This window comes from Streptomyces sp. B93, from assembly GCF_018070565.1.
Classification (GTDB): Bacteria; Actinomycetota; Actinomycetes; order Streptomycetales; family Streptomycetaceae; genus Streptomyces.
Genome location: NZ_JAGPXL010000023.1, coordinates 49,859 through 62,801 on the forward strand (window position 1 = coordinate 49,859; position 12,943 = coordinate 62,801).

Consider the following 12,943-nt stretch of genomic DNA (forward strand, 5'->3'; position numbering starts at 1 on the left):
GTCCTCGGGGAGGCCCGGTTCCCGGCGGGCCGTCCTCGGGGTGGCCCGGTTCCCGGCGCTCAGCCGTCCTCCGTGAGGACGAGCCCCGACGTCGGCACCCCCGTCCCGGCCGTCACCAGCACCCGCCCGGCGCCCGCGACCTGGTTCACGGACGTGCCGCGGATCTGCCGCACCCCCTCCGCGATGCCGTTCATGCCGTGCAGGTACGCCTCGCCGAGCTGTCCGCCGTGGGTGTTCAGCGGCAGCCGCTCCTCGGCGACGAACCCGGCCGCCTCACCGGGGGCGCAGAAGCCGTACTCCTCCAGTTGCATCAGCACGAACGGGCTGAAGTGGTCGTAGAGGACGGCCACGTCGACGTCGGCGGGGCCCAGGCGGGCGGTGCGCCAGAGCTGCCGGGCGACCACGCCCGCCTCCGGGAGCCCGGTCAGATCACCGTCGTAGAAGCTCGTCATCTGCTCGCGCGCCCGGCCCGCGCCCTGGGCGGCGGCCGCGATCACGGCGGGCGGGTGACGCAGCGCGCGGGCCCGCTCCAGCGAGGTGACGACCAGGGCCTGGCCGCCGTCGGTCTCCTGGCAGCAGTCCAGCAACCGCAGCGGTTCGGCGATCCAGCGGGACGCGGCGTGGTCGGCGAGGGTGATCGGGCGGCCGTGGAAGTACGCCGCCGGGTTGGCCGCCGCGTACCGGCGCGCCGTCACCGCCACCGGCCCGAACGCCGCCTCGGGGGTGAGCCCGTAGGTGTGCAGGTACCGCTGGGCCGCCATCGCCACCCAGGACGCCGGGGTGAGCAGCCCGAACGGCATCACCCAGCCGAGCGCCACGCCCTCCGCCGTCGGCTCCCGGTGCCGGACGCCGGAACCGAAGCGGCGCCCCGAACGTTCATTGAACGCCCGGTAGCAGACGACGACCTCCGCCACCCCCGCCGCCACCGCCAGCGCCGCCTGCTGCACGGTGGCGCAGGCCGCGCCACCGCCGTAGTGCACTCGCGAGAAGAAGGACAGCTCACCGATCCCGGCCGCCCGGGCGACGGTGATCTCGGGGCTGGTGTCCATCGTGAAGGTCACCATGCCGTCGACGTCCGCCGGGCTCAGCCCCGCGTCGTCGAGCGCCGCGCGCACCGCCTCCACGGCCAGCCGCAGCTCGCTGCGCCCGGAGTCCTTGGAGAACTCGGTGGCGCCGATCCCGGCGACGGCGGCGTGCGGGCGGGCGCTCATGCGGGGGTCCCGAGGGTGACGGTCACCGTGCCGGTGACATGCCTGCCGAGGTCGTTGTCGCCGGTCACGCGGATGACGGCGGTGTCCGCGTCGACGTCCACGACGGTGCCGGTGAGGACGAGGGTGTCGCCGGGGTGGCTGGGGGCGCCCAGGCGGATGGCCACCTTGCGGAGCGTGGCCGCGGGGCCGAGGCGGTCGGTGACATAGCGGCCGACCAGGCCGTTGGTCGTCAGGATGTTCATGAAGACGTCCGGCATGCCCGCGCGCTCGGCCGCCGCGGGGTCGTGGTGCACGTCCTGGTAGTCGCGGGAGGCGAGGGCCGCGGCGACGACGAGGGTACGGGTGACGGGGACGGCGAGCGGCGCCAGTTCGTCTCCGGGGCTCATGAGGCGGCGCCCCCCTGGAACACCGGCAGCGTCAGCGTCGCGTCCCCGTCGTCGTACTCCTGGAAGACCAGCCGTACGGCCATCCCGATCCGCACCTTGTCGTACGGCACCCCGACGACGTTGCTCACGATCCGCACCCCCTCGGCGAGTTCGACGAGGGCGACCGCGTAGGGCGGGTCGAAGGCCGGGAAGGGCGGGTGGTGCAGGACGACGTACGAGTACACGGTGCCGTCCCCGCCCGCGGCCACGGTGTCCCAGTCGAGCCCGCCGCAGCCGCCGCATCCCGGCAGCCAGGGGAACCGCAGGGTCCGGCAGCCGGTGCAGCGCTGGATGAGGAGGCGGTGCCGTCGTACACCGTCCCAGAAGCCGGAGTTGTCGCGGTTGACGACGGGGCGGGGGCGGGCGGGGCGGGCGGGGGTCGGCTGTGCGGGCCTTGCGGACCTTGCGGGTGGGTCGGGCCGGTCAGGCCGGTCGGGTCGATCGGGTCGTGGGCGCGGGGCGTACTTGAGGATGCGGAAGCGATGGGTCCCGACGAGTTCGCGCCCATGCCGTTCACGGACGTCCATCCGCGTGGTGACGAAGTACCCGGTACCCAGGCGGGTCGTCTTCCGCTCCGACACCGACTCGATGACCGAGTCGAAGGTGATCTCGTCCCCCGGCCGCAGGGGGCGCAGATACTCCTGCTCGCAGTCGGTGGCGACGACGGAGGTGCAGCCCGCTTCGTCGAGGAGGCCGAGGAGTTCGTCGTAGGCGGGGGTACGACCGCCGCGCCCCCACCTCTCCCCTTCTCCGTCCCTCTCCCCTTCCCCTCCCCTCTCCCCTTCCCCCTCCCCATGGCCGGAGAGTCCGCCCATGGTCCACACCTGGAGCATGGGGGGCGGGGCGATGGCGTCGGGGCCGGTGTAGGCGGGGTTGGCGTCGCCGATGGCCTCGCACCAGTGCCGCATCATGGGGCGGTTGACGGGGTCCTTGCCGACCCCGTCGACGACGGCGGGCCGGCCTTCGTAGCCCTTCAGACGCGCGGCGAGGGGATCGTGGGACACGGCGCGCCCTCCCTGGAGAGGCTGAGGCGAATCGATCACGGCAGGGCCATTTCTGACTGTCCGTCAGATAGTGCCACCTGTCAAGGTACGCTCCACACACACCTGCGCGGCGGTACCGGAGCACCGCCGCGCAAGCTGACCTTGTTCACCCCACGGAGCACGCCCATCAGGGCGTCAGCTCACCACCACAGCGGCGTGAAGCTGACGGCGGTGTTGTCGTTGCCCTGGTTGACGGCCGTGAAGGCGGAGCCGTCGACCTGCGCGGTGTTGCTCTGGTTCGAGGCGCCGGCGCCGATCGCCTGCTGCTGGGTGGTGGACGAGTTGCCGCTGTTGTCGCCACCGACGCCGCTGCCGAGGACCCCCGCGAACGCGTTGGTGACGGCCGCACTCGATCCGTTGTCCGCGAAGGAGCCGTTGTCAGCGGTCGCGGCACCGGAGAAGAGGGCGGCGGCGAGCGGCAGGGCGGAGACAGCGGCGATGACGCGGGCGGTACGGATGCTTGCCATGTTGTGTTCCTCCAGAACCAGGTACGCGGGACATGCACGCAGGCGGACTGTTCGACCGCGGATGCGTGAAGTAGGGCTGTCACCGGGGCAGTTGGCCGACCACCTCGGTGCGGTGAGCACGACGTCGCGAGACCAGAGTTGCCCACCGAATCCCCGGCGAACCACCCCGGAAGCCATGATTCGCCCCCAAGCGTGATGACATGTCGATAAACCCCTTTCGCCACTTCAGTCCCCCACTTCAGGACAGTCCGGACCACTCCCCCGCCCCCCACCCCAAGCGCCGCAAGCGCTGAAGCGTTCCGCCACGTTTCCGGCCAACTTCCCCACCCCGGCGCGTCGAGCCGCCCGCCCTCCCCTCCCCCCTTCCCATCCTCGAACAAACGTACGAAACTAAGGCCATGGCCACCACCAACCGGCAGGCCACCACCCTGGCCCTCGCCCACGCCCTGACCGCCGCCGAGCGCGGCCTGGCCGTCATCCCCCTGTCCCGCACCAAGCTCCCGGCCCTGCGCTCCCCGCACCGCGGCGACCCCGCGGCTCCGCCCTGCCACGGCGAGTGCGGCCGCTTCGGACACGGGGTGTACGACGCCTCCACCGACCCGCGCCGCATCCGCGAACTGTTCGCCGCCGCTCCCTGGGCCACCGGCTACGGCATCGCCTGCGGCCTGCCCCCGCACCAGTTGATCGGCGTCGACCTGGACACCAAGTCGGGCACGGACTCCTCGGCCGCCCTGCGCGAGCTGGCCCTGCGCCACCTCTTCACGATCCCGCCCACCGTGGTCGTACTCACCCCCAGCGGTGGCCGCCACCTCTGGCTGACCGGCCCCCGCGACGTGGTCATCCCCAATTCGGCGGGCCGCCTCGCCCCCGGCATCGACATCCGCGGCGCGGGCGGCTACCTGGTCGGCCCCGGCTCCCGCACCGACCACGGCACGTACACCACGGCCCCCGGCACCGGCCACCTCCCCCCGGCCCCCTGCCCCCGCGCCCTGCTCCGCCTGCTCCTCCCCCCACCCCGCCCGCAGGGCACCACGGCGGCCCGTCCCCCCGCCCACGGCCAGGGCCTGATCCACTTCGTCCAGGCAGCCCACGAGGGCCAGCGCAACACCCGCCTCTTCTGGGCAGCCTGCCGCGCCTACGAGAACGGCCTGACTCCTGACCTGCTCCCCGCCCTGATCGAAGCGGCCCGTGCCACCGGCCTCACAGAGCAGGAGGCCCGCGCAACAATCGCCTCAGCGTCCCGCCTGACGACCCACCGCCCACAAACCCCCCACGAGACCCCCCGCTGGGCCCCCTAAGATGAGCGCCCTGCCCGGACGCCCTCTTGACGGAGCTGAACACGAGGGCCGCCGAAGCGGCACCGCACCCTGAAACACCAGGCCCCGCCCACCCCGCGAACAACACGGCCCCCGACCGTCTTACCTGGTCAGGGGCCGCTTGCATGTGCGGTGGGTGTGGGATTTGAACCCACGGTGACTCGCGCCACGACGGTTTTCAAGACCGTTCCCTTAGGCCGCTCGGGCAACCCACCCTTGCTCCGCCCGCCAGGGGCCGGAGCGGGTACAGCGTACCGGGCGACGCCAGGGGCGTGGGGGTGTTGGTCGGTGGGTGGGACACCAGGGCGTCAGCTGTCGCCCACTCGGGAGTCCAGGGTGACCTCCACCGTGTTGGTCTTGCCGTTGCGTTCGTAGGTGAGGGTGACCTTGTCGCCCGGCTTGTGGGTCCAGATCTCGCCGATCAGGGTGGGGCCGGAGTCGATGACCCGGTCGTCGAGCTTGGTGATGACGTCGCCGGGCTTGAGGCCCGCGCGGTCGGCCGGGCCGCCCGGCTCCACGGGCTCGGAGCCGCCCGCCCCGGTGTCCGTGATCTTCGCGCCGTCCGTGGTGTCCTCCAGGGAGACGGAGGCGCCGATACGGGCGTACACCGGCTTGCCGTTCTTGATCAGTTCCTGGGCGACGTACTTGGCCTGGTTGATCGGGATGGCGAAGCCCAGGCCGATGGAGCCGGACTGGCCGGTGCCGAAGCCGCCGTTGCCGCTGGACTGGATCGCGGAGTTGATCCCGATCACGTTGCCCTGCGCGTCCAGCAGCGGGCCTCCGGAGTTGCCGGGGTTGATGGACGCGTCGGTCTGGAGGGCGCTCATGTACGACGCCTGGCTGCCGGAGCCGTCGCTGGAGGCGACGGGGCGGTTCTTGGCGCTGATGATGCCCGTGGTGACCGTGTTGGACAGGCCGAAGGGGGCGCCGATCGCGATCGTGGAGTCGCCGACCGCGACCTTGTCCGAGTCGCCCAGCGTCAGGGGCTTCAGGTTGGACGGGGCGTTGTCCAGCTTGATGACCGCCACGTCGTAGCCCTGCGCGTTGCCGACCACCTCGGCGTCGTACTTCTTGCCGTCCGGGAAGGTGACCGAGACCTTGCCGCCGTCGACCGCGTCCGCCACCACGTGGTTGTTCGTGACGATGTGGCCCTCGGTGTCGAAGACGAAGCCCGTGCCGGTGCCGCCCTCGCCGCTGCTGCTCTCCGCCTCGATGGTGACGGTGCTGGGCAGCGCCTTGGCGGCGACCGCCGCGACCGTGCCGGGCTCGCGCTTGAAGTCGCCGCCGCTGTCGGGGGCGGAGACCGTCGTCGAGCTGGTGCCGTCGTCGTTCTTGGCCAGGGTGTAGCCGATGCCGCCGCCCAGGCCGCCCGCGACCAGCGCGGCCACCAGGACCGCGGCGAGCAGTCCGCCGCGCCCGCCTCGGGACCGCTTGGCGGGGGGAGGGGTGGTGGCCTGGGGGTCGTGGTAGGCGGCGCCCCACGGCTGCTGCCCCGGGTCGTGCGGGTTGCCATACGGGTTGCCGTGCGGGTCGTCGTGCCGGCTGCCTTGCTGGTCGTTGTACAGACCGCCGTACTGGCCCCCCTGTGCGCCGCCGTGCTGGCTGTCGTGCTGGCCGCCGTACGGGTCGCCCTGCTGGCCGCCCTGTGCGCCGCCCTCGGCCGTCGTCGCCTGGGGCGCGGGCGGCGGGTATGCCGCGGGGGGCGGCGGCCAGTTGGCGTCCGGGGCCGAGCCCTCGTGCCCGGCTCCGGGCGGCGGTGGCGTCGGGGCGTCGCCCGCCTGCGGGGAAGCTGCGGGGGTGTCCACCGGCACGGGGGGTGCAGACGGGGCCGGGGGTACCTCAGTGCCCTCGTTCTCGGTGCTCACAGCTCTTCTCCTCGATCCACGGCTGGGTGGCTATGTGTTTGTATGCGGTCAGCTTTTCCCACGGGCCATCAGGGCACCATAAACGGTCGCTGTGGACTCACGACCATCCTTTATATAAGACATTTACGAACAAGAATATGCATCCGCGATAAAAGTGGATGAGCCGCCGGGTGTGGGCGGACGCCACCCCACCCGCCCGGATACCCCGTCCCGGTGGCACCATGACGCGGTGATGACTCACGCACGCCAGCAGCGGATCCAGGTCGTCGCGCACCGCGGCGCCTCCGAAGACGCGCCCGAGCACACCCTGGCCGCGTACAAGAAGGCGATCGAGGACGGCGCCGACGCCCTGGAGTGCGATGTGCGGCTGACCGCCGACGGCCATCTCGTCTGTGTGCACGACCGCCGCGTCAACCGGACGTCCAACGGCCGCGGCGCCGTCTCCGCCCTGGAACTCTCCGACCTCGCCGCCCTGGACTTCGGCTCCTGGAAGAACCGCGACGCCTGGCGCGGCCGGGACGAGGAGCCGGACTGGGAGCACCGCCCGGAAGACCCCGCCGACACCTCCGTACTCACCCTGGAGCGGCTGCTCGAACTCGTCGCCGACGCCGGGCGCCCGGTCGAGCTGGCCATCGAGACCAAGCACCCCACGCGGTGGGCCGGCCAGGTCGAGGAGCGGCTCCTGCTGCTGCTCAAGAGGTTCGGTCTGGACGCGCCGCGCACGCCGGAGGAGTCCCCGGTGCGGATCATGAGCTTTTCGGCGCGCTCCCTGCACCGCGTCCGCGTCGCCTCCCCGACGCTGCCGACGGTCTCCCTCATGCAGTTCGTCACACCACGGCTGCGCGACGGTCGGCTGCCGGAGGGCGTAGGGATCGCGGGCCCCTCGATCCGGCTGGTGCGCAACCACCCGGTGTACGTCGAGCGGCTGAAGCGGGCCGGGCACCAGGTGCACGTCTGGACCGTGAACGAGCCCGAGGACGTCGACCTCTGCGTCGACCTGGGCATCGACGCCATCATCACCAACCGCCCGCGCGAGGTGCTGCGCCGCCTCGGCCGCTGAGATCGCCTGCCCGCCGCACCCGTCACGGGGAGTGCTCCGGCGCGTTCGTTACGTGTTCGATCGTTGCGAATGCGTCACCGGAAGAGGATTGGCCGGTTTCCGGTACAGGCCAATGGGGCATCCACTCGATGGCGTGGGGCGAAGGAGGTCTCGGGGGTGGCGTTGGTGGTGGCACAGGAGGTGCCCACGTCGTCGAGCATGGCCGTACCCCATGGCCCTGCGGGCGTGGGGGAGGCAAGACATCGGATGCGGGCGCAGCTGCGCCGCGGCGGTGTGGCGGAATCGGTCATCGACGACGCCGTACTGATCCTTTCCGAACTGCTGAGCAACGCCTGCAAACACGGGCGGCCCCTGGGCGACGCCCTCTCCGGCGACGGTGACGTACGGGCCGCCTGGCGCGTCGACCCCGGCGGACGGCTCGTCGTCGAGGTGACGGACGGCGGCGGCCCGACCCGCCCGGCCCCCGCGACCCCCTCGGTCACGGCGCACGGCGGCCGGGGGCTGAACATCATCACCGCTCTCGCAGACGACTGGGGCGTACGGGACGACGTCCGCGGCGAGGTCACGGTCTGGGTCGTCGTCCATGACGACGTGTACGACCCCGACGCCGGGCGGCGCCGTGACGACTTCGCCACCCGGATCACCGCCCCGCCGATATCGGCCCTCCCGGACCTGGACTTCGCGGACGCCTTCGACGAACTCGACTGAGGGGGCCGGGCTGAGGGACCTCGACTGAGGGGCCTGGGCTGAGGGGCCCCGGCCCGCGCCCCTCACCCTCACCCCCGGTCCCGCCCGTTCCCGCCCCGCCCCCGAAGTTCGTCCACAGGGTCCCGCTGCCCGTGGCGTGAACGGCTAGGCTCCCGGCGTACCAGACGAGCCTTTCCGGGAGACACCCACCATGGCCAAGAAGCGACCCCAGACGAAGGCCAAGCGCCCGCAGCTCACGGACGGGGAGATCCCGGTCGTCGGCGCCCGCGAGCCCTGCCCCTGCGGCAGCGGCCGGCGTTACAAGGCCTGTCACGGCCGGGCCGCCGCGCAGGCCGAGACCGAGCTGGTGCAGCGCCCGTTCGAGGGGCTGCCCGGCGAGTGCGACTGGGTCGCCCTGCGCGAGCTGGTCCCCGCGGCCACGGTCGCGCTGACCCTCAAGGACGGCCTCCCCGAGGGCGTCCCGTCGGTCACGCTCGCCACGGTGCTGCCGATGGCCTGGCCCGCCCTGCGCCGCGACGACGGCTCGGTGCTGCTGGGCCTCCAGAACGACACGGCGTCGGGCGACATCAGCCGCGACCTCGCCGACACGCTCCGGCGCGCGCTGGAGGCGGAACCCGGGACTCCGGTCCAGGGCCGCCGCGCCCCGGCCGACGGTCCGCGGCTCCAGGACCTGCTCGACCCGGAAGGCGCGTTCGAGCCAGTTGTGCACCCGGGCTTCGAGTTCTGGGTCCCGGACGCGGAGAACGCCACCCCGGACGTGGCCGCCTCCCTGGAGCGGGCCAACGCCGCCGCCATCCCGACCGTCCGGCTCCAGGGCGTGGACGCCGCCTACTGGTGCGAGACCCCGGAGAAGAACCACCTGCGCTGGGTCATGCCGCATCCGGAGGAGCAGCTTCTGGACGCTCTCGCGCGGCTGCACGCGGAGGGCCGCTCCAGCCTCGGGGAGGGCACCCGGCTGGTGGGCTCCTTCCGGGCGCACGGCCTCACCGTGCCGGTCTGGGACCTGCCGAGCGGTGTCGGGGCGGACGACATCGAGAAGCCGGCCGCCGAGTTCGCCGAGCGGCTCGCCGCCGCCCTCGCCACCGACGCGCCGCTCACCGCCGACGAGCGCCGCGCCCGCGGCGGGCTGACCAACCGGCAGGTCACGCTCAGCTGACGCGCGGCACGGGGACGGTGTCCGGCTGACCGACCGGTCAGCCGGAACATCAGCCGTGAAAACGGGGCGGAATGACTGACTCCGGTTGCGCCTCCCTCGCCAACTGACGCTGGAGACAAGCCAGTCGATGTCCAAATACCCGAGCAAAAACCGAGATCGAATTTGCTAACTGCCGATCTCTTGTTACCGTTCCAGTAGCCCGGTTGCTGGTGCATCCCCCGTCGCCAGCAACCGGGTCTTTCTGTCTCCGTCCCTGTTTACGGAACGCCGTCACGTGTCAACCACGCGTAGGCGCCCCGGAGTTGGGAAAGTTGCCGGAGTTGCTTCCGGAACGCAGCAACAGCCGCCCCGCCCCGCCCGGCTCCGCGAACTCCGTCACGGCCGTGTAGTCGGCGGGCCGCCCCGTATCGCGGCCCCGCGGCGTGTCACAGGTGGCGGGCGCGTCCTCGGCGCCCACCGCGCAGTTCATCCGCACCGTGCGGTCGTCCGGGCCCATGAGGCTCAGTACGGCGTCCAGCGCGCCCCCGGTCGCGTTGCGGTAGTAGGTCCGGCCCCAGGTCTCCTCGCCCTGCGTCAGCACGCACGTCTGTGCCTCGATGCCCTCGGGGGAGGTGAGTTCCGGTCCGCAACGGGCGGCGGTGGCCAGGCCGAGGCCCAGGGTGAGCGGGGAGGCAGTGGCGGCGACGGCGCCCTTGGCATCGCCGGGGGGCGAGCGGTCCGGCCGTACGAAGACCGAGTGGTCCTGAACCAGCACCGTGCTGTCCGGTCGTACGACGGTGTGGTCCCGCTGGGCGGCCGGGTGGTCCCGGTCGCCCACCGGCCCCGCGGACGCCATGGCCAGGGGCAGTGCCACCGCGCAGGCGGCGACGCCCGCGAGGGCGAGCAGTCGGACGTTCATGGGCTGGAAGATAACGAGCGGGCGGGGGCGCGCGGTTGCCCGCGCGCCCGACACCCTAGAACTCGGGAGCGCTCACACCCGTACGAGTGAGGGCGTCGACCACGGCGTCCACCACCGCCTCCACATCGGGCACCCACGGCGAGGCGGAGCCGGGCAGCGGGGCGCGCTCCCAGCGGATGCCGCCCTGGCCGGTCCCGGAGGGCGGCAGCGCGAGGTAGCCGCCCTCGCCGTGGAAGCGCAGCGAGCCGGGTACGAAGTCCTTGGCGTAGAGCAGTTCGCCCAGCTGTTCCATGGTGTACGGCCGGACGAGCACCGCCCAGCGGGTGGGTGAGGCGACGACCGGGCCGAGGCGCGTCCCCGAGCGGTCCAGGGCGGCGAGGGCGCGCGCGGCCGCGGGGGCCGGGAGACTGACGGCACAGGGGGCCGTGCCCCCGGTGGCCAGGACGATCGGAGCCGTCGGCCTGTTCGTCCACCACCAGCGCACCATGCGCTCGTCGGTGGTGGCCGCGAGCAGGCCGGGGTCGAAGGGGTGGGCGCCGGGCACCGCGCACTCCGGGTCGGGGCAGCCGCAGCCGGACCGACCCTGGGGGTCGGACGCCACGCCCGGGAGTACGGGCCACTGCCATTCCGTCGCGAAGGTCACGGCCGCGCCGAGCAGCTCAGGCCCCCCGCCCTTCCGCCGGAACAGGTGCCTGCGTCGCCTTCCGAGCCTTCCGAGGATCTCGCGCATGAGCGCTCGTTCCTTTCCGTTGCACGCCTGGCAACACCGTGGTCCACATCACACCATGTGTCGATCACTTCACTGTGCGTACCTGCTGGCGCATCACACCCCGGCGTTCGAGCACGGGGAACCCCTCTGGGCCGAGCGTCGGCCACTGCGTCCGCGGCCGTTGCGTCCCTACTGCGTCTATCTAAAGCACGGGCGTGGCGTGGGGTGGCGAACTATGGCGTTTTGCCGTCCCGCGTATTTCTCTCCGCCTCCGCCACGGGAGGATGGGGCACGGTCGTCGGTGGATAGGACGCCCGGGTCCGTCGCCAGGTTCCGGGCGGTTCCCAACCACCCCTGGCCTTCACCGAGTAGGTACCCATCACGACCGCTGTGACGCTCCGTCGAACAAGGCCAGTCGACCTCAATAAGCCGTTGCCCGAGTCAGTTTTAAGCCAATTTTGCTTTTCTGCAAGGGAACCGAGTGAAGACCGCGAGAAGCCCCCTGTCCACCCCACTGGCCCCACTGACACCAGCAATCCCAGCAGGACAATGCTGGACATCCCCTCACGAGTGCGTGTACATGTGGAGACACTGCTAGCGGCGCAGATTGACATGGGGGTTTGCGATGCTTTTGAGCAATACGCACCGGTCGGAAAGCCGTACACCATGAACGCCCCGCACCCTCCGAAAGTGGCCGGAATCGATTCAACGGTTCCCGCTCCCGCACACACTGTCGCGCCCGCGCCTTCCGCCCCGGACACCCCCGGGGTCCACCCCGCCCCCGGCGCCCTCCTCCAGGACCGGCTCGCGGGCTGGGTCTCGGACCTCACCACGCTGCACGAGCTGACCGAGCGTCTGACCCGCACGAACACCCTCCCCGACGCCCTTCAGGAACTGCTGCGCGCCGGTGCCGCCCTGGTGGGCGCCCGGCGCGGTCTCGTCGTACTGGAACCCGGCGACGGCCTCGGCCCCGCCACCACCGTCGGGCTCGGGCTCGCCCGGTCCGATCTCGGCCACCTGGAGACCGTGCCGCGCGCCTCCCTGCCGTACGGCGAACTCCTCGACACCCGGGCCGGACTGCCCGGCGGTGTCACCGAGGTCGTACGGTCCGACCTGTTCGCCGAGAAGGGGCTGCATCCACGCCATCGCGAGGTGGCCGCCCGCCTTGGTTTCGCCGCGAGCTACGCGCTGCCGCTGTCCACCGAGGCCGCCGGACGACTGGGCGCCGCCGTCTGGCTGTACGACGAACCCGCCGAGCCGGACGAGCGGCGCCGCCATCTGGCCGGGCTGTACGTCCGCCACGCCACCGGGCACCTCGCCCGGCTGCTGGAGGTCGAGCGCACGCGCGCGTGCATGGCGACGATGACCGAGGAGCTGCTCCCCTCCCGGCTGCCCCGGGTCTCCGGCGTGCAGCTCGCCGTACGGCACCGCACCGGCCCGCGTGGGGGCGGCGACTGGTACGACGCGCTGCCGCTGCCGGACGCGGCCCTCGGGCTCGCCGTCGGGTCCGTCACCGGGTCGGGGCCCAGCGCGGTCGCCGCGATGGGACGGCTGCGGGCCAGCCTGCGGGCGTACGCCGTGATGGAGGGCGAGGACCCGGTCGCCGTCCTGTCCGACCTGGAGCTGCTGCTGCGGCTGACCGAGCCCGCCCGCTCGGCCACCGCGCTGTTCGCCTACTGCGAGCCCGCGCTGCACCGGATCACCCTGGCCGGGGCCGGGCACAGTCCGCCGCTGGTGGTCGGGGAGCGGCGCACCGAGTACGTGGAGACCACCGTGTCCGCGCCGCTCGGCATGCTCGCCTGCTGGGAGGCGCCCAGCGTGGAGTTCCAGGCCGCGCCCGGAGAGACGGTTCTGCTGTACACCGACGGGCTGCTGCACCGCACCGGCGACCCCGTCGACCGCGCCTTCGCCCGGCTGCACGCCGCTGCCGCCGGGGTGCCGAGGGCGGCGCGCCACGACCCCGGCGCGGTCGTCGACCACGTGCTGCGGACGGTGCTGCCGGACGGCGGCGCGGCCGACGCGGAGTCCACCGAGGACGTCGTCGTCCTGGCGGCGCGGTTCGAGTAGGGCCGCGCCGGGCGCGGT

12 protein-coding genes and 1 tRNA gene are annotated in these 12,943 nt (G+C 72.5%); 5 read left to right on the forward strand and 8 right to left on the reverse strand.

From position 1 onward, the window contains the following. Positions 1 to 59: 59 nt before the first annotated feature. From KBY47_RS21975 to KBY47_RS21990, 4 genes are all read right to left on the reverse strand, one after another. A complete protein-coding gene (locus KBY47_RS21975; RefSeq protein WP_210923289.1) occupies positions 60 to 1,211 on the reverse strand; it encodes a lipid-transfer protein in 1,152 nt (383 codons plus the stop codon). Then, positions 1,208 to 1,597, reverse strand: coding sequence for a MaoC/PaaZ C-terminal domain-containing protein (locus tag KBY47_RS21980; protein ID WP_210923291.1), 390 nt, complete (start codon positions 1,595 to 1,597; stop codon positions 1,208 to 1,210). Before KBY47_RS21980 ends, KBY47_RS21975 begins: the two co-directional genes overlap by 4 nt. Next, complete coding sequence (locus KBY47_RS21985; RefSeq protein ID WP_308405230.1) at positions 1,594 to 2,640, reverse strand: OB-fold domain-containing protein; 1,047 nt, start codon at positions 2,638 to 2,640, stop codon at positions 1,594 to 1,596. Before KBY47_RS21985 ends, KBY47_RS21980 begins: the two co-directional genes overlap by 4 nt. Before the next feature lie 179 nt (positions 2,641 to 2,819). Beyond that, positions 2,820 to 3,146 carry a hypothetical protein gene (locus KBY47_RS21990; protein WP_210923293.1) on the reverse strand — a complete coding sequence of 109 codons (327 nt, stop codon included), beginning with the start codon at positions 3,144 to 3,146 and terminating at the stop codon, positions 2,820 to 2,822. 398 nt (positions 3,147 to 3,544) lie between these two features. Here KBY47_RS21990 and KBY47_RS21995 point away from each other — a divergent pair, with 398 nt between their 5' ends. Beyond that, positions 3,545 to 4,444: a bifunctional DNA primase/polymerase gene (locus KBY47_RS21995; protein WP_210923296.1), complete on the forward strand. Its 900-nt coding sequence runs from the start codon at positions 3,545 to 3,547 to the stop codon at positions 4,442 to 4,444. Between the two features lie 148 nt (positions 4,445 to 4,592). On the opposite strand, the gene KBY47_RS22000 is transcribed toward KBY47_RS21995, so the two are convergent. Both KBY47_RS22000 and KBY47_RS22005 read right to left on the reverse strand, forming a co-directional pair. Next, positions 4,593 to 4,677: transfer RNA gene (locus KBY47_RS22000), tRNA-Ser, on the reverse strand. Positions 4,678 to 4,770: 93 nt separating this feature from the next. After that, on the reverse strand, positions 4,771 to 6,327 hold the full coding sequence (locus KBY47_RS22005) for a S1C family serine protease (protein WP_210923298.1): 1,557 nt from the start codon (positions 6,325 to 6,327) through the stop codon (positions 4,771 to 4,773). Between the two features lie 232 nt (positions 6,328 to 6,559). Here KBY47_RS22005 and KBY47_RS22010 point away from each other — a divergent pair, with 232 nt between their 5' ends. The 3 genes from KBY47_RS22010 to KBY47_RS22020 all read left to right on the forward strand — a co-directional run bounded on the left by KBY47_RS22010 (position 6,560) and on the right by KBY47_RS22020 (position 9,251). Continuing rightward, the gene (locus KBY47_RS22010) at positions 6,560 to 7,387 is read left to right on the forward strand and encodes a glycerophosphodiester phosphodiesterase (protein WP_210923300.1); all 828 of its coding nucleotides are present in this window, start codon (positions 6,560 to 6,562) and stop codon (positions 7,385 to 7,387) included. 69 nt (positions 7,388 to 7,456) lie between these two features. Next, positions 7,457 to 8,095 (forward strand): ATP-binding protein, encoded by a 639-nt coding sequence (locus KBY47_RS22015; protein WP_210923301.1) that lies wholly within the window; start codon positions 7,457 to 7,459, stop codon positions 8,093 to 8,095. Between the two features lie 190 nt (positions 8,096 to 8,285). Beyond that, on the forward strand, positions 8,286 to 9,251 hold the full coding sequence (locus KBY47_RS22020; RefSeq protein WP_210923303.1) for a DUF5926 family protein: 966 nt from the start codon (positions 8,286 to 8,288) through the stop codon (positions 9,249 to 9,251). A gap of 277 nt (positions 9,252 to 9,528) precedes the next feature. Here KBY47_RS22020 and KBY47_RS22025 read toward each other — a convergent pair whose 3' ends face one another. Then, entirely contained in the window at positions 9,529 to 10,149 is a 621-nt protein-coding gene (locus KBY47_RS22025; protein WP_210923305.1) for a hypothetical protein, read from the reverse strand. Between the two features lie 55 nt (positions 10,150 to 10,204). Further along, positions 10,205 to 10,879 (reverse strand): bifunctional DNA primase/polymerase, encoded by a 675-nt coding sequence (locus KBY47_RS22030; protein WP_210923307.1) that lies wholly within the window; start codon positions 10,877 to 10,879, stop codon positions 10,205 to 10,207. 528 nt (positions 10,880 to 11,407) lie between these two features. On the opposite strand from KBY47_RS22030, the gene KBY47_RS22035 reads away from it, so the two are divergent. Next, positions 11,408 to 12,925: a PP2C family protein-serine/threonine phosphatase gene (locus tag KBY47_RS22035; RefSeq protein ID WP_210923309.1), complete on the forward strand. Its 1,518-nt coding sequence runs from the start codon at positions 11,408 to 11,410 to the stop codon at positions 12,923 to 12,925. The last annotated feature ends 18 nt before the right edge of the window (positions 12,926 to 12,943 follow it).